Source organism: Exiguobacterium sp. s64 (genome assembly GCF_018618035.1).
Taxonomy (GTDB): Bacteria; Bacillota; Bacilli; order Exiguobacteriales; family Exiguobacteriaceae; genus Exiguobacterium; species Exiguobacterium mexicanum_A.
Map to the genome: position 1 here is coordinate 136,972 of NZ_JACSLH010000002.1, position 16,346 is coordinate 153,317.

General features: G+C 52.3%; 15 protein-coding genes. 4 read left to right on the forward strand and 11 right to left on the reverse strand.

All coding sequences use genetic code 11. From position 1 onward, the window contains the following. Position 1: 1 nt before the first annotated feature. From plsY to KNP64_RS04310, 9 genes are all read right to left on the reverse strand, one after another. A complete protein-coding gene (gene plsY / locus KNP64_RS04270) occupies positions 2-616 on the reverse strand; it encodes a glycerol-3-phosphate 1-O-acyltransferase PlsY (protein ID WP_371815275.1) in 615 nt (204 codons plus the stop codon). A gap of 11 nt (positions 617-627) precedes the next feature. After that, positions 628-1,524 (reverse strand): M15 family metallopeptidase, encoded by an 897-nt coding sequence (locus KNP64_RS04275; protein ID WP_214791966.1) that lies wholly within the window; start codon positions 1,522-1,524, stop codon positions 628-630. Between the two features lie 75 nt (positions 1,525-1,599). Next, the gene (locus KNP64_RS04280; RefSeq protein ID WP_034777763.1) at positions 1,600-2,019 is read right to left on the reverse strand and encodes an acyl-CoA thioesterase; all 420 of its coding nucleotides are present in this window, start codon (positions 2,017-2,019) and stop codon (positions 1,600-1,602) included. 30 nt (positions 2,020-2,049) lie between these two features. Beyond that, positions 2,050-4,311, reverse strand: a complete 2,262-nt coding sequence (locus KNP64_RS04285) for an AAA family ATPase (RefSeq protein ID WP_214763189.1) — start codon at positions 4,309-4,311, stop codon at positions 2,050-2,052. 57 nt (positions 4,312-4,368) lie between these two features. Then, positions 4,369-5,052, reverse strand: a complete 684-nt coding sequence (locus tag KNP64_RS04290) for a hypothetical protein (RefSeq protein ID WP_138859346.1) — start codon at positions 5,050-5,052, stop codon at positions 4,369-4,371. Positions 5,053-5,154: 102 nt separating this feature from the next. Then, on the reverse strand, positions 5,155-6,720 hold the full coding sequence (locus KNP64_RS04295; protein ID WP_214791964.1) for a BCCT family transporter: 1,566 nt from the start codon (positions 6,718-6,720) through the stop codon (positions 5,155-5,157). 126 nt (positions 6,721-6,846) lie between these two features. Continuing rightward, on the reverse strand, positions 6,847-7,335 hold the full coding sequence (locus KNP64_RS04300; RefSeq protein WP_214791962.1) for a DUF3939 domain-containing protein: 489 nt from the start codon (positions 7,333-7,335) through the stop codon (positions 6,847-6,849). A gap of 107 nt (positions 7,336-7,442) precedes the next feature. Further along, positions 7,443-10,157 carry an aconitate hydratase AcnA gene (acnA, locus tag KNP64_RS04305; RefSeq protein ID WP_214791960.1) on the reverse strand — a complete coding sequence of 905 codons (2,715 nt, stop codon included), beginning with the start codon at positions 10,155-10,157 and terminating at the stop codon, positions 7,443-7,445. Between the two features lie 194 nt (positions 10,158-10,351). Next, positions 10,352-11,947 (reverse strand): peptide chain release factor 3, encoded by a 1,596-nt coding sequence (locus tag KNP64_RS04310; protein WP_214707626.1) that lies wholly within the window; start codon positions 11,945-11,947, stop codon positions 10,352-10,354. 193 nt (positions 11,948-12,140) lie between these two features. Here KNP64_RS04310 and KNP64_RS04315 point away from each other — a divergent pair, with 193 nt between their 5' ends. The 3 genes from KNP64_RS04315 (at position 12,141) to KNP64_RS04325 (ending at position 14,758) form a co-directional block, all read left to right on the forward strand. Beyond that, positions 12,141-12,572, forward strand: a complete 432-nt coding sequence (locus KNP64_RS04315; RefSeq protein ID WP_034777781.1) for a DUF2621 family protein — start codon at positions 12,141-12,143, stop codon at positions 12,570-12,572. Between the two features lie 294 nt (positions 12,573-12,866). Beyond that, complete coding sequence (locus KNP64_RS04320; protein ID WP_214711308.1) at positions 12,867-13,199, forward strand: DUF485 domain-containing protein; 333 nt, start codon at positions 12,867-12,869, stop codon at positions 13,197-13,199. Continuing rightward, positions 13,196-14,758 (forward strand): solute symporter family protein, encoded by a 1,563-nt coding sequence (locus tag KNP64_RS04325; protein WP_214791958.1) that lies wholly within the window; start codon positions 13,196-13,198, stop codon positions 14,756-14,758. The genes KNP64_RS04320 and KNP64_RS04325 overlap by 4 nt, the downstream gene beginning before the upstream one ends. A gap of 34 nt (positions 14,759-14,792) precedes the next feature. Here the strand turns inward: KNP64_RS04325 and KNP64_RS04330 are convergent, their stop codons facing one another. Both KNP64_RS04330 and KNP64_RS04335 read right to left on the reverse strand, forming a co-directional pair. Next, complete coding sequence (locus KNP64_RS04330) at positions 14,793-15,245, reverse strand: CcdC family protein (RefSeq protein ID WP_034779932.1); 453 nt, start codon at positions 15,243-15,245, stop codon at positions 14,793-14,795. Between the two features lie 20 nt (positions 15,246-15,265). Next, complete coding sequence (locus KNP64_RS04335) at positions 15,266-15,964, reverse strand: cytochrome c biogenesis CcdA family protein (protein ID WP_034777784.1); 699 nt, start codon at positions 15,962-15,964, stop codon at positions 15,266-15,268. Between the two features lie 192 nt (positions 15,965-16,156). Here KNP64_RS04335 and KNP64_RS04340 point away from each other — a divergent pair, with 192 nt between their 5' ends. Next, positions 16,157-16,336, forward strand: a complete 180-nt coding sequence (locus KNP64_RS04340; RefSeq protein WP_034777785.1) for an aspartyl-phosphate phosphatase Spo0E family protein — start codon at positions 16,157-16,159, stop codon at positions 16,334-16,336. Positions 16,337-16,346: the final 10 nt, after the last annotated feature.

Below are 16,346 nucleotides of genomic sequence, written 5' to 3' on the forward strand. Positions count from 1 at the left end.
TTCATTTTCGTTTTTGGAACAGTGGTACTTTCGGTTCAGTGCCGGAGCGAATCCGCTGCCAGTTCGTGCGGTGTTTGATGATGATGAACAAGGCGAGCGGAACGATGACGATGAGCGGTAGCCAATCTTTCGCGATGACACCATACGTGACGACGGTCACGATCCCCACGGCTGCGGCAGCCATCGAAGATAGCGATACCATCTTCGAGACGAACAGCGTCACGAGGAACGTCCCGACGACGACGACGAAAAACCATGGGAACGCCGCGAGCAGAACGCCCGCACTCGTCGCCACCGATTTTCCGCCTTTGAACTTGGCAAACACCGGATACGAATGACCGATGATGGCCGGGATCCCGGCGAGGAGCAAGCTCATCTCGCTCCCGAAGAGGAGCGGTAATAGCGCTGCCACCAACCCTTTACCCATATCCCCGAGCAGAACGAGCGTGCCGGCTTTTTTGCCGAGCACACGGAACGTGTTCGTCGTGCCCAAATTCCCACTCCCATGCTCCCGGACGTCGACCTTATAGCCGAGTTTTCCGACGATAAGAGCAAACGGAATCGCACCGAGTAAATAGCTGATTAAAATGATGATGATTTCTGTCATGTAAGGCATCGCAATTCCCCTTAATCCATTAATTGCTCGAGATAGTGCTCAAGCGGGACGTTCGCCTTGTGGACGTCCGTCGCATGCTCTACCCCGATATAGCGTAAGTGCCACGGTTCGTACATATAACCGGTTTCGGCCTCATATGCACGTTGATAACGGACGATGAATCCGTACGTGTGGGCATTGTCGGCCAACCACTTGCCCTCTTTCGTCTGATCTAGACTTTGTGTCAATTGATAGCCGACCGAGGCGCTCGAAACATCGATGGCGAGCCCGGTCTGATGTTCCGAGTGTCCTGGTGGTGCCGAATATTTCATCGCCTGTTCTTTCCCGTCCCGGGCGACATAGTTATTGAACAGTTGCACTTGATAATCGTAGGAACGGAACGCACTCGTCCCTTTCAACTCAATGTCGGCCGCTTTCGCGCCCGTCATGAGCTTCTCGATGGCCTGTGCCGCTTCTTTACGAAGCATCTTCCGCTCCCCGGTCGCCGATTCGACGAAATCGATATTCGCCGTCACGAGATCGGCTGGTTTATAGCCCGCTGGCAAGGCGATTTGCTTATTGACAAGGATGAGTGTATCGAGCTTCAAATTCGCCGTCCCATTCTGTTCAAGCGGTTCGCTCGGCGCTTCAGTCGGCTCCTCTACAGGAGGGGCCTCGGCAACCGGCACTTCTTCTTCAGGCTGATCCTCGGAAGGCTCTTCCGCTGTCGGTTCCTCCGTTTCCGGAGTCGGTTGTTCTGCTTGCTCGTCTTCTTTATCCGTCGGCGTTTCGGTCGGAGTTTCTGTTTGTTGTTCGGTTTCGGCCGGTTTGTTCTCGGTTTCTTCCGTTTTGCTTTGGTCGCTTGTGGTACAGCCCACTAATGTGAGCGTCAAGGCGCAGCACACCATCAGCATAGATGGTTTTCGCATGCGATCTTCCCCTTTCATTGTACAAAAAATACCGTCAAGATATGATACCATACTGACGGTACAAAAGAACCACTGTTATAAGACGGGACTCATGACGCGCATATACATGTCATGCCACTCAGGAAACTCACGGTCGAGTCGAATCGGTTTGAAGTCACCGCGTTTGACGACGACATGTGTGGTCTTCGCCGAACCGACGAGATGACCGTTTTGATCAGTCAACTCATAGCCGTAGACCGTCCGGACCTTCGAATAACTATCGACCCAAACTCGTACGTGGACTGTGTCTCCGTACGTCACGCTCTTCTTATAATCGACCGAGACGTTCGTCACTGGGGAAACAAATCCCGCTTCCTCCATGTCTTTATATTCGACCCCGAGCTGGCGCAACAATTCGGTGCGTGCCATTTCAAGATATACTAAATAGTTTGCATGATAGACGATGCCCATCATGTCGGTCTCCTGATAGCGGACCGGAATCTGAATCGTATGCATTGAATCGTCCTCACTTTCAACTTGATTATATTATAACTTGGTCTTAATATCTACTACTAAAATCTGATTCAATTCACTGTCTTGTGACGATGCTTCGATCAAACGATATGATTGTCTCGCGATCGCTTCATCGATCAACGATAGGGCCGTCCGTGCATTCGGTCGGTCGATTTCTTTTAGACGGTCAAGGAGTGCCAGACTGACATCTTCATCACACGTATAGCCGAATTTTGCGGCATACTTCTTGGCGATATCGACGAGCTGTTCAAGCGAGTAGTCCTCGAAGTGAATCGTCCGTTTGATCCGGCTGTTGAGCCCTGGGTTTGAGTCGATCAGGCGACGCATTGGTGCCTCATAGCCCGCCATCACGACGACGAGGTTGTCTCCATGCTTTGGCATCTCGTCGACGAGCGTATCAATCGCTTCACGCCCGTAGTCGTTCGGTCCTCCATTCAGGCTGTATGCCTCATCAATCAACAACACGCCACCGAGCGCATCGCGAATCGCGGCTTTCGTTTTTTGTGCCGTTTGTCCGACATAGCCGCTGACGAGATCGGCCCGGCTGACGACTTTCAAATGTCCGCGTTTTAAATAGCCCGTCTTCTTCAAGAGCTGGGCGTACAGGTGGGCGAACGTTGTTTTTCCGGTCCCGCTGTTCCCGACGAGGGCGGCATGGAGCTGGACGGGTGCCGTCTTCAACCCGAGTTCACGCCGACGCTTCTGAATCGTGACGAGTGCCTCAATCTCGCGCAGTTGACGTTTCGCCTCATCCATCCCGACCAAATCGTCGAGTGTCGGACCGGAGGTATCCTCGGTCGCATCCATATCAAAATCGACTTCTGTCAGGAGGGCCATCTCGTCGAGTGGGGCATCGGCACCAAATCGCGACCCTTTCTTGAACATGGCGTCGAGTAGAATGTTGTGCACCGTCCGCGCGTTGCCGAACGTCGCGTCGACCCGTTCCCGGTCGATTCGCGCAATCAAGGCGCGCTTCGCTTCGACCGTCAGGACGTAGTTGTTCTCCGCCGCCACTTTTTCACCGATGGCGACGAGTTCGTCATCACTGTAATTCGGGAGCTCGTAATGGTTGGATTCCGGGAAGCGGGAACGAAGTCCTGGGTTCGCAAGCAGAAAATGACGCATTTCTTCCGGGTAACCGGCGAGAATCACGACAAATTTTCCCGCATACTCCCCGCTCGTCATCGCGGCGACGAGCGTGTCGATGGCTGCTTGTCCATAGTCACTCCCACTCGCATCTTGACGTTTCAAGGCATACGCCTCGTCGATGAATAAGACACCGCCCTCGGCTTCCTTCACCTTGTTCATGACCTGTTCTTCCGTTTGACCGACGAACGCACCGACGAGACTCGACCGGTCCGCCTCGACGACATCGGGACGTGCGAGCAGACCGAGCTCGAAATAAATCTCGGCCATGAGACGCGCGAGCGTCGTCTTGCCGGTCCCTGGATTGCCGGTGAACACGAGATGGAGTGAAGGTTGGTGTTTGGACGAGAACCCCGCTTTCTCACGCTCTTTCTGGAACAACAAGAACCGATACCATGCTTTGACACGTTGCTTCACGTCAGACAAGCCAATCATCGACTCAAGCGACTCAATCGCACTCGACCGTGTCGCTTCAGTTTGTTCTGGTAACAACGCAACGATCGCGTCGAGTCGTTCCTTGACGAGACCGACTCGTTCGCCGAAGCGGTGAAACGCCTCGCGGCTGAAATAATTCCCTTGCATCGACGCCAAGAGTGAGGCTGTGTCGTCTTCGAGCGCGGCAACTTCTTGCATCGCTTCGATGACGACGATGAACAAACGTTCGAGTTGCCCTTTAAACTCCGAGTCCCGTAAATCAGATTTGGCGCGGTCAATCTCATCGTGAAGCTGCTCGAGATGTTCGAGCAACTCGGATGTCTTCGACTCATATTCGGTCAATATTTGAACTTTCATCGACGCGTAATCCGTCTCGCGTAGCTTCGGCCACTCGACATGCAGCTGTTGCTTGTGGCGCCGCAAAAGATCATACAATTGACTGACACGAAGGGCTGGCGGCAAAGCACCGAGCGACTCCAACTCTTTCACCCAACGAGTTAACAGCGGGTCGATCGACTGACGGTGCTGTAACCGTCTCGTCGCGAGTAGTGTCAGTGTGCGAATCAATTCTTGACGATGCCCGGTCGCGCGTGACCAATGGGCGTAAGACAGGAGAGCCGCTTCATCGACGCGCCCACCTTCTTCCCAAGCCGTCAAATCGGTTTGGACTTGCTCCAAGGTGATCTGTTTCATAATATTCTCCTTTTTAGACGACAAAGGAGCCGACGTCTCAGTCTGCTCCTCGCCGGATTATCGTGATTCAAAAGAAGTCATGCGAATCGAATGGAACAACTTTCCGTTGTTACGCGACTCGGCGGCGAGCAGGATGCGCTCGTTCGCATCGACATAGTACGTCACCGCTTCTTCATTCTCATCTTCACTGAAAATCGATGGATACTTCTCGACCCATTCTGCTGGGACGGCTTCCGGTGTTTCTTTCTTGACGAACGCTTGTGCCGTACGACCGATGATATCGACATCGCCTTCGCTCGAGCCAAGTGTTCCGTCGTCTAGCCATTTACGAATCTGTTCGTTCGTCGCCCGTGACAAGAACGGGTGCGGGGCGACCGCGCCTGAGCTCGTCTCTTGACTGTTCGTCTCCTCACCGTCCTGATTGAACTCACGATAGACGGTCCCGTCCCACTCGGCACGGGCACCGACGTTCGGGCCCTCTACGACCTCGGACACGAAATGTCCGTCTTCGTCATATGTCACTTTATATTCACGAACTTCAAGCGTCTCCCCGTCCTCCGGCAACTTTTTCTCTTCATAGCCGATGACCACAGACGTATAGAAAGGCTCGGCCCGATTGGTGCGGCCGTCGTCGTCATTTAAATTGGTGACCAAATAAAAATTATAGGCGAGCAGGGCGCCGACAATGAGAATACCGGCAAAAATCACCCAACTCAATCGCTTCTTTACGTGTTGTTTCATAAAATGCCCTCCCAATCTTCTTCACTTACTATCCTACACTAGCGAGAAGGTCCTGCAAAACATTTACAACCAAAAAAGGGCCTCAATCGAGACCCTTTCCGTTTATCCGAGCTTATCTTCTTCTTGCTTATACGCTTCAATATACTTGTCCCGTTCGTCTGGTTCGTCAGACAAATCTTTGAACAAGGCGACGATCATCAGGATTAACACGAAGATGAACGGGAACGCGACGAGGATGGCGACCGCTTGCAGCGCTCCGAGCCCACCTGCATATAAGAGGACGGCAGCGATCGAGGACTGGATGAAGCCCCAAATCAACTTGATGCGCATCGGCGGGATCAGTTTCCCGTTCGTCGTCAGCATTCCGAGCACGTAGGTGGCCGAATCTGCTGACGTGATGAAGAATGTCGAAATCAAGAAGACGGCCACGATACTGAGTACCGTCCCAAATCCGCCGAACGTCTCGAACAAGGCGAACAACCCGACTTCCGTCCCGATCTCGTTGACTTGGTCAATCAGTGCTGCGCCGCCGAACAAGTCAGCCCAAATGGCCGATCCGCCGAAGACAGAGAACCAAAGTAGACCGAACGATGTCGGAACGAGTAGAATCCCGATGATAAACTCACGAATCGTGCGACCTTTTGAGACGCGGGCGATGAACGTTCCAACGAATGGTGACCATGAGATCCACCATGCCCAATAGAAAATCGTCCACCCGTTGATCCATTCCCGTTCGACAGGCTCAAATGCACCCGTACGGAAACTCATCGTCGGCAACTGTTGCAAGTATGTCCCAATCGTCTGTGTGAACAAATCGAGGATGAACGCACTCGGTCCAGCCACTAGTGTTGCACCGAGCAAGACGATGGCAAGGAAGATGTTCGTGTTACTCAAGATTCGAATCCCTTTCTCGAGACCCGTCGAAGCACTGATCATGTATAGCACCGTTACGACGGCGATGATGATCAGTTGTGTCGAGAACGCGTTCGGCACGTCTGGAATCAAGTAATGCAAACCACCTGCGATTTGCTGGGCCCCGAATCCGAGCGAGGTCGCGACACCGAAAGCGGTCGCGATGACTGCTAAAATATCGACTGTCTGTTTGACAGGACGTTCATAGCGGTCATTGACGAGCGATCCGATCGTCTCTCCGATCGTCGCCGGACGACCTTTGCGGAACGTCGAGTAGGCGATAGCGAGCGCGATCATCGCATAAATCGCCCACGGGTGGAAGCCCCAATGGAAGAAGGAATAACGCATCGCAGTGCGCGCATCGCCTTCCGGCGTCGGCGACTCAAACGGTGGTGCATGGAAATGCGACAACGGTTCTGCTGCCCCCCAGAAGATGAGGCCAATCCCCATTCCGGCACTGAACAACATGGCGAACCATGTCAAATAGCTGAATTCTGGTCGGTCCGTATCTTTGCCGAGTCGAATCGAACCAAATCTCGAAAAAATTAGAAAGACGGCGACGAGTAAAATCCCAGTCGCGCTGAGCAAATAAAACCAACCCATCCCGTTCGAGAGCCAACCTTGTAACTTCGTCGTCACGTTCAAGAGACTCGCGTTACCGAGGAGGCGCTCAGGGAAGATACCCCAAATCGTGAACAAGACCGTGATGATGGCTGAAACGAGGAAAACGGTCGTCACTTGGCTTTTTCTTTCCATAATCTCACTCCTATTCAATTTTCTTATTTTCATATACGTTTTCCACCGTAACATAGTTTATAAACCTGACTCAACCCCTCGGCATGTAATCGTGCCGCTGACAAAAAGAGTGACGATTCGGTTTCGTCACTCTTGCGGCTTCGGTTCTAGCGAGACGATCAATGTCTCGTCCACGACGTAATAAGGCCGTTTCGGCAACACTTTTAAATACCCGCCTTCACGTAATCGTGTCAAATCAAGTTGTAACGTCTGTTGGAATTTTCGGAGCGGTAATTTTTTTTCTTGTTCGAAATATAAATCGAGCGCCCGCTGCACTTGATCCATCTCATAAACTAATTCCCGCTCGTCCTCGGGAACGATATGAAACGTCTCTTTTGACATATAAAACCGCTGTCTCGGTTTTCCGGGCAAGTGTTTTTTCAGTCGAGCCAAATCGATTTCTTGCGCCTCGTCGAGTAAGACCGTACGATTGACGCCTTTCGGTAACGTCTGCTCATATTCATGGATGGCTTCTCGCAATTGTGGAAGCGTGAGGTCGATCTCTTCCTCCGGCACTTCCTCTTTTTGCGTCAGCCGTTGCCACCAGTTTTTGCCTGATTTCGTTTGTCGCTCCATACACTCCCCCCTCTCCCCATTCTCTTCCCGATATCGTGCACCGTCTCACCTTATATTCGCACATTCACTAAAAAAACCTTCCTTTTTTCAAAGGAAGGTCAGTTGGCTTATTTCAATTTGTTACGGAGGACCATCTGCAAGATTCCACCGTGACGGTAGTAATCGATCTCGACTTCAGAATCGAAGCGGGCGACGACTTTGAATTCAGTCACCGTACCGTTCTCATGAGTCGCTTTGACGTTCAGGATATCACGTGGGCGGACCGATTCGTCGACTTGGATGTCGATTGCCTCTTCGCCTGTGAGTCCGAGTGAGTCGGCCGACTCTCCGTCCATGAACTGGAGCGGCAAGACGCCCATCATGACGAGGTTCGAGCGGTGAATCCGTTCGAAGCTTTGCGCGATGACGGCACGGATGCCGAGCAAGTTCGTTCCTTTGGCTGCCCAGTCACGTGACGAGCCCATTCCGTAGTCGTTCCCAGCGAAGACGACGAGGCCTGTGCCCTGCTCTTTATACTTCATGGCCGCATCGTACATCGGCATGATTTCCCCAGTCGGCCAGTACGTCGTGAAGCCGCCTTCAGTGCCTGGTGCGATTTGGTTACGGATACGGATGTTCGCGAACGTACCGCGCATCATGACTTCGTGGTTTCCGCGGCGTGAGCCGTACGAGTTGAAGTCGAGCGGTGCGACACCTTTTGATTGAAGGTATTGGCCTGCTGGTGTCGTTTTCGAGAATGCTCCGGCTGGTGAGATGTGGTCGGTCGTGACCGAATCAGCAAACTTCCCGATGACGCGGAGTCCGTTCAACGCATGGACGACGCCCGCTTCCGGCTCGAGGTTTTCGAAGAATGGCGGGTTTTGGATATACGTTGAATCGTCCGAGAAGTCATACAAGTTGCCTTCTGGCACGTCGAGGGCGTTCCAACGCTCGTTTCCTGTGAACACCGTGTCGTACTCTTTGCGGAACGCTTCCGGTGAGACGACGTCTTGAACGACCATCTTGATTTCATCGTTCGATGGCCAGATGTCTTTGAAGAAGACTTCATTGCCATCTTTGTCCGTTCCGAACGACTCGTTCATGATATCGAAGTTGACCGACCCGGCGAGCGCGTATGCGACGACGAGTGGCGGTGACGCCAAGAAGTTCGCTTTGACGAGCGGGTGGACGCGGCCTTCGAAGTTACGGTTCCCCGAGAGGACCGATGAGACGAGCAAATCGTTCGATGTGATCGCTTCTTCGACTTCGCGGTCGAGTGGACCCGAGTTACCGATACATGTCGTACATCCGTAACCGACGGTGTTGAAACCGAGTTGGTCGAGATACGGCGTTAGACCGGCTTTATCGAGGTAATCGGTAACGACTTTCGAGCCTGGTGCGAGCGACGTCTTCACGAATTTCGGAACCGTGAGACCACGTTCGACGGCTTTCTTCGCCACGAGACCTGCTCCGACCATGACGTATGGGTTCGACGTGTTCGTACAACTTGTGATCGCTGCGATTGCCACGTCACCTGTACGCATGTCGACAGCGCCGTCCGTGTAGTTGACAGCTGCCGTCTTCTCAAGCTCGGCTTTTTCAAGACCGAAACCACTGTGTCCGGCTGGTGCCGTCACGCTGTCGACGAACGCCGTCTGAAGGTCTGATAAGTTGATCCGGTCTTGTGGACGTTTCGGTCCAGCGAGGGACGGCTCTACTTTCGACAAGTCGAGCGTGAGTGTCTTCGTGAATGACGGATCCGCTTGGTCTGGCGTGTAGAACAAGTCGTTCGCTTTTGAGTAGGCTTCGACGAGGTCAATCAACTCTTCTGGGCGACCTGTCGTGCGCATGTAGTTGAGCGTCTCTGTATCGACTGGGAAGAAGCCACACGTCGCACCATATTCAGGCGCCATGTTGGCAATCGTCGCCCGGTCCGAGAGCGGCATCGTGTGAAGCGATGGACCGAAGAACTCGACGAACTTGCCGACGACTTTCTCGTTACGGAGCATCTCTGTGACGACGAGCGCGACGTCTGTCGCTGTGACACCCGGGTTGACTTCACCGATGATTTTGACGCCGACGACGTCTGGTACCGGGAAGTAAGACGGTTGTCCGAGCATGCTCGCTTCGGCTTCGATTCCACCGACACCCCAGCCGAGGACACCGAGTCCGTTGATCATCGTCGTGTGCGAGTCCGTTCCGACGAGCGAGTCTGGATAGGCGACATTGCCCGTTCCATCATTCTTTTCGAGCACGACCGAAGCCAAGTACTCCAAGTTGACTTGGTGGACGATCCCTGTTGCTGGCGGGACGGCACGATAGTTGTCGAACGCCGTCTGGGCCCAACGTAAGAACTTGTAACGCTCTTCGTTACGCTCGAACTCGATGTCCATGTTTTTCATGAGTGCGCCGGCGAAACCGTACGCATCGACTTGGACCGAGTGGTCGACGACGAGGTCAACCGGAATTTCCGGGTTGATCTTGTTCGGGTCTCCACCGAGGTCGGCCATCGCTTTACGAAGTGAAGCGAGGTCAACGACCGTCGGTACACCCGTGAAGTCCTGAAGGACGACGCGAGCCGGTTTGAACGGAACATCGATGTCTTTCGAGACTTCGGCAGTACCCCATTTAGCCAAGTTCTCGACATGTTCTTTCGTGATGGCGCGACCATCCTGCTGGCGAAGTACAGATTCGAGCAATACACGAATCGAGTACGGAAGTCGACTAAGTTCCGTCACCCCTTCTTCTTCAAGCTTTTTGAGCCGGTAATAATCGTACGCTTTGCCATTGACCTCGAACTGCGTCCGAGATTTGAAAGCGTCTAATACGTTCGTCTGTTCCATACGATATCCCCCTTTTTGAAAGCGGCGACTTCGGCATGTGCCGTAATCGCTTACTTATCACATGTTTATCATAATACAACTATAGCGTGACGTAAAATACATTCCGTCACAAATTAGCCATAAGTAAAACTTATCAAAATCAACCAAGTCACTGAAACAAAAAAAGGACGGCCCTATGAAGAGCCGTCCATCTATTATTCTGCGCCGATCTCGACGTTGACGTCGAGGGCGTCGACGAGCGTGAGCTCGTCTTCATAGCGTTCTTTGAAGCGGTCGAACGTGAACTCGTTGGCGAACAAGAACACGGGACGCTCCCAGCGGTCTGTCACGAGCATGTTGCGTGAGTCCTGGAACGGCTTGAGCGCCTTCAATTCCTTGTCCTTCACCCAACGGGCGACGCTGTACGAGACCGGCTCCATGCGGATGTCGACGCCGTACTCGTTGTTCAATCGATACTCGAACACTTCGAATTGGAGTTGACCGACCGCACCGAGATAAATCTCGTTGTACTCGTTACGGTACACTTGGATCGCTCCTTCTTGGGCGAGCTGCTCGACACCTTTGTGGAAATGTTTCGACTTGAGCGAGTTGACCGGCGAGACGCGCATAAAGAGTTCCGGTGGGAACGTCGGCAACGCCTCGAACGCGATTTTTTGTTTCGATGTCGTGATCGTGTCGCCGATTTGGTACGTGCCTGAATCATAAATCCCGATCACGTCTCCAGCGAACGCCTTGTCGACCGTCTCCCGGTCGTTGGCCATGAGCTGTGTCGACTGGCTTAACTTGATTTTTTTGCCCGTCCGTGTGAGCGTGACATCCATGCCGCGCTCAAAGACGCCCGAACAGATGCGAACGAAAGCGATGCGGTCGCGGTGGGCCGGGTTCATGTTCGCTTGAATTTTGAAGACGAAGCCGCTGAAGTCCTCTGACGTCGGGTCGATTGGACCGACGTTCGACTTACGTGCCTCAGGCGCCGGTGACATATCAAGGTAGTGATTCAAGAATGACGTCACCCCGAAGTCGACGAGCGCCGTCCCGAAGAAGACCGGCGTCAATTTCCCGTGCTGGATCGCATCGACGTCGATTTCATTGCCGGCACCGTCGAGAAGATCGATTTCATCTCGAAGGTTCGTTAAGTTCTCTTCCGTCAAGTGATCGGCGAGGATTGGATCATTGACCCCTTCTTCGTTCAATGTGAGCGTCGCTTTGTCACCACGGAACAAGTGCACTTCGTTTTTTAAGCGATCGTATACCCCTTCGAACTGCATTCCGCTCCCGATCGGCCAAGTCACGGCGACCGAAGGCATGCCGAGCACTTCTTCAAGTTCTTCCATGAGCTCGAGCGGATCTTTCGCTTGTCGGTCAAGCTTGTTCATGAACGTGAAAATCGGAATCCCGCGCATCCGACAGACTTGGAACAATTTCTTCGTCTGCGTCTCGATCCCTTTGGCCGCATCGATGACCATGACGGCACTGTCGACCGAAGTCAAGACGCGATACGTATCTTCCCCGAAATCGTTGTGTCCTGGTGTGTCCATGATCGAGACGACCTTGTCTTGATAGACGAACTGCATGACCGATGACGTGACCGAGATTCCACGTTGTTTCTCGATCTCCATCCAGTCAGATTTGGCGTGTTTAGAGTTTTTACGGGCTTTGACCGTCCCCGCTTCACGGATGGCTCCCCCGTGAAGGAGCAATTTCTCGGTGAGCGTCGTCTTACCGGCATCCGGGTGCGAGATGATGCCGAAAATACGCCGCTTCTCAACTTCTTGTTTTAATTGGTTCATGTATGGCTCTTTCCTTTCTGAACATTACGATTTACACTGGCTCTTGCTCATTGCAACGCTATCTATTCTAACGAAGCCCGCGCGTTTCGTCCATCTTTATAGTAAGGAACGGATAGCTGTAGCTTTTGTATCTCCCCCCTTTTTTGTATACTTAGCTTGAATGATCGTGAAATGACAGAACGGGGGAAAGACGATGCCAGAAAACTTGGTGATGTATTTCATTGTCTTCTGGGGATTCGTGATGATCGGATTGATGTCGATCGGCGGCTACTTCATGTTCCGCAAATTTTTAAAACGAATGCCGAAAGAAGACGGGCGCTCACTCCTCGACATCGAGGATGATTACATCGACAAGACACGCCACTTATGGACACCGGAGACGCGTACATTGCTTGATCGTCTCGTCACGCCGGTACCGGAGCTGTTCCGCGACGTCGCCATCCGAAAGATTGCGGGCAAAATCGGACAGTTCGCTCTCGAGACGCGGGCCCGTGAAATGACGACCGAGCTCGTCGTCAAAGGGTATATCGCCGCGACACCGAAACGGGACCATAAATTTTTAAAAAAGGCGCTTGAAGAAGAACAAATCGACTGGAAAATGTATCAACATTATTTCCAACAATGATGAAACGAGATGCCGGCCTTGGGCTTGGCATCTTTTTGTCTTCACCAGTTCAACTAAGTTATACGAAACTGAAATTGTGCCATACGACTACTAGGTCCAAAGTACCTTTTTTCGACAGATTAATTATTCTTAAATACCGTTCATAATATAGACAATATTGAAAACGCTTACAATAAAGTAGTATGACCAATATTAGTATAACATGCATGGGTTTTAGCAATAAAAAATGGATAGCTTTTCCTTTATTTACATTTCTATAATGTACGTATCTTTATTCCAAAAGGAGGTTTTCCGATGCATGATGTCACACACGTCACGCGAACTGACAGCACTCGCTCCGCCGAAACAATCGTCGAGAGCTCGTCATTCCACAAGTTGATGCAAGAAAAGAACCGGTTCATTGTTCCATCCATCATCTTCTCACTCATCTTTTATTTTACGTTACCAATCTCCACGAGCTACTTCACGTTTTTGAACATCGCTGTCGCCGGTGAGATCACTTGGGCCTGGGTGCTCGCCTTCGCTCAATTCTTCATGACCTGGACATTTTGTGTCATGTATAGCCGCCGGGCCCGCCGCTTCGACGAGCTCGTCGCAGCCATCAAACAAGAGGAGGATGGACGATGAACTGGACAGCTATTCTTCTATTCGTCGCGATTGTTGGACTCACGCTCGTCATCACATTTTTCGCCGCCCGAAAGACAAAGACCGCAAGCGACTTCTATACGGCCGACGGTGGTTTGACCGGATTCCAAAATGGTCTGGCCATCGCCGGTGATTATATGTCGGCCGCTTCATTCCTCGGGATTGCTGGGATGATTGCCCTCGCCGGGTTCGATGGGTTCTTTTACTCGATTGGTTTCCTCGTTGCCTACCTCGTCGTCCTATATTTGGTCGCCGAGCCGCTCCGTAACCTTGGAAAGTATACGATGGCCGATATGATTGCGGCACGCTTCAACAAGCCGCGTGTGCGTGGGGTTGCCGCCATGAATGCCATCGTCATCTCCATCTTTTATATGATCGCCCAACTCGTCGGCGCCGGGGCACTCATCGAGCTCTTGCTCGGCATCCCCTACACGACGAGCGTCATCGTCGTCGGAATCTTAATGACCGTCTATGTCGTTTTCGGGGGGATGACCGCGACATCATGGGTACAGATCACAAAAGCCGTCTTGTTGATGATCGGGACCGCCATCATTTCATTCCTCGTGTTCGCCCGTTTTGACTTCTCCGTCTTCACCATGTTTTCCGAGGTCAGTAAGGCGACACCGCTCGGGGAAAGCTTCTTGAACCCTGGCAACAAGTTCAAGCTCCCGCTCGATACGATTTCACTCAATTTGGCACTCGTCCTTGGGACGGCCGGTCTACCGCACATTCTCATCCGCTTCTTCACGGTCAAGGATGCACCGACGGCACGACAATCCGTCGTCTATGCGACATGGGTCATCGGTGCGTTCTACATACTGACGATCTTCCTCGGATTTGGGGCCGCCGCGTTCGTCGGATCGGACGCCATCGTCGCCGCCAACCCGGCCGGGAACATGGCCGCGCCGCTCCTCGCCCAAGTGCTCGGCGGTGACTTATTATTCGCTTTCGTGGCCGCCATCGCCTTCGCCACGATCCTTGCCGTCGTCGCAGGACTCGTCCTATCGGCGGCCTCTGCGTTCGCCCACGACTTTTATGGTCATATCATCCGGAAGGGCGAAGCGACAGAGAAAGAACAAGTCACAGCGGCCCGAATCGCTTCAATCGCGGTCGCACTCGTCTCGATGGGACTCGCCTTCTTCGCCCAATCGATGAACGTCGCATTTCTCGTCTCTCTCGCATTCGCTGTCGCTGCCAGCGCGAACTTGCCGGTCATTTTGTTCACGATTTATTGGAGACGGTTCAATACCGGCGGAGCCGTGTTCGGAATGGTCGTCGGATTATTCTCGTCGCTTTTCCTCGTCGCCATCAGCCCGAACGTGTGGGCACCGGATGGCTCGGCAATCTTTATCGGTGAGGCGTTATTCCCGCTCACGAACCCGGGAATCGTCTCGATCCCGCTCGGCTTCCTGGCCGCCATCGTGGGGACGTACGTGACGAAGTCGGACGAAGTCGCCGGAAACTTCGAACGCATCCTCGTCAAAGCCAACACCGGGATCAATGCCGAGACGGAAGCTGCCATGACGAAAAAATCTTCATAATCGACAAAACGGCGTCCCTCGCGAGGGACGCCGTTCATGTTGAAGCGATTTGTTTATATTTTTGGTACATGGCGATGCGCCATGGGACGATCATGCCCCAGGCAATCAAATAGAACAGTCCGCCCGTCGCGAAAATATTGACTTCGTCTCCGAGAAACGCCTTCATGACCGTCCGAATCGCCAATAAGACGAAGACGACGATAAAGAACGCTTTCGAGCGGGATAAGTACACCTCACCATCACGTTTCTCGAAGTTCGATGTCTTGATGAGAAATACACTGAAAATCAATCCGACGATTAAAGCTTCTCCGACCTCGAGCCAAGTCAATCGAAACGCCGGGACGAGAAATTGCAACATCCCGGTCGACATCGCCAAGGGCGGAATCAAGATCTTTTTAGCATTCGTCGGACGTGCTGATGCTTTGACGCGAACGAAGCTCGCAATCAGACCCATCATTAGTGCGACGAGGGTCGATCCCCAAAATATCGACATTCGGTCAACCCCTTTTAAAATCCGGTGAATCCTACTAATTCGCTCATCCAAGCAGCGAAGCGATTCATGCCATCAAAATATAATACGACGCCGAAGGCCATCATCAAATAACCTCCGAATTTTGCCACCTTGGCACTGTTGCGCGCCAAGTATTTGATTTTCCCGACAAAGCTCGCCATGATGAGGAATGGGATGGCGAAGCCGATGACGTACGCCAACATATAGCCCATCCCTTGACTCGGGTTCGAGGCCGCGAGCGCGATGACACCGGCAAGAATCGGTCCGGTACACGGGGTCCATCCCGCCGCGAATCCAATTCCAATCAATGCCGTTCCAAAGTAGCCGCTTTTACGCTCCCCTAAAGCGAGCTTTTTCTCGCGCATCATGAAACTAGGTTGCCAAAGTCCCGCCAAAAAGACGCCGAATACGAAGATGAGGATGGCACCGAACATGCGCAAACTATCCTTATATTGAATGAACACGTCGGCAATGAGCGAGGTCGACAGACCGAGCACGAGGAAGACGATCGAGAAACCAATCAAGAATGAGAACGTGTGAAACCAGGCCGTGCGTTGTCGCAGTCCCTCGCTCTTTAAATCAGAGACTGAGACCCCAGTGATATACGATAAAAAGACTGGATACAACGGTAGCGTGCACGGTGATAAAAATGATAAGACGCCCGCCCCAAATGCGAGCCAAAGTGTGACTTCCATGCGATCTTCCACCTTTCAGCCCCATTATAGCGAAAACCTTTTCAAAATGCTCGCATCTTTTTCCGAGCACCTTACATGATTGAATTTGTAATCTTTGAAATGGAAATGAAACTTGTAAACGGTAGTGTTAGATGCTAAGATTTGGATATTCTTATTAGTCAGTATCGATCTTACAATGATGGGGGAAACACCGTGGCGGTCATCACAGCTGAAAACTTACATTATGCCATTGAACAGAAACGCGATGAACTGTATGAAATCGCCTCGCAGCACAGTTGGACGTCTCCAGAAGTGATTCATGTCAGCCAAGAATTGGACAAGCTGATTACACGTCACGTCCTAGCCATACACGCTTCAGACCACATAAATTAATCGAACCAAA

Coding starts and splice junctions, on each gene's coding strand:
- KNP64_RS04275 (WP_214791966.1), bottom strand. CDS start 1,524: ATGCGAAAACCATCTATGCTGATGGTGTGCTGCGCCTTGACGCTCACA.
- KNP64_RS04315 (WP_034777781.1), top strand. CDS start 12,141: ATGCCAGAAAACTTGGTGATGTATTTCATTGTCTTCTGGGGATTCGTG.
- KNP64_RS04320 (WP_214711308.1), top strand. CDS start 12,867: ATGCATGATGTCACACACGTCACGCGAACTGACAGCACTCGCTCCGCC.
- KNP64_RS04295 (WP_214791964.1), bottom strand. CDS start 6,720: ATGGAAAGAAAAAGCCAAGTGACGACCGTTTTCCTCGTTTCAGCCATC.
- KNP64_RS04285 (WP_214763189.1), bottom strand. CDS start 4,311: ATGAAACAGATCACCTTGGAGCAAGTCCAAACCGATTTGACGGCTTGG.
- KNP64_RS04280 (WP_034777763.1), bottom strand. CDS start 2,019: ATGCATACGATTCAGATTCCGGTCCGCTATCAGGAGACCGACATGATG.
- KNP64_RS04290 (WP_138859346.1), bottom strand. CDS start 5,052: ATGAAACAACACGTAAAGAAGCGATTGAGTTGGGTGATTTTTGCCGGT.
- KNP64_RS04300 (WP_214791962.1), bottom strand. CDS start 7,335: ATGGAGCGACAAACGAAATCAGGCAAAAACTGGTGGCAACGGCTGACG.
- KNP64_RS04325 (WP_214791958.1), top strand. CDS start 13,196: ATGAACTGGACAGCTATTCTTCTATTCGTCGCGATTGTTGGACTCACG.
- KNP64_RS04310 (WP_214707626.1), bottom strand. CDS start 11,947: ATGAACCAATTAAAACAAGAAGTTGAGAAGCGGCGTATTTTCGGCATC.
- plsY (WP_371815275.1), bottom strand. CDS start 616: ATGCCTTACATGACAGAAATCATCATCATTTTAATCAGCTATTTACTC.
- KNP64_RS04335 (WP_034777784.1), bottom strand. CDS start 15,964: ATGGAAGTCACACTTTGGCTCGCATTTGGGGCGGGCGTCTTATCATTT.
- acnA (WP_214791960.1), bottom strand. CDS start 10,157: ATGGAACAGACGAACGTATTAGACGCTTTCAAATCTCGGACGCAGTTC.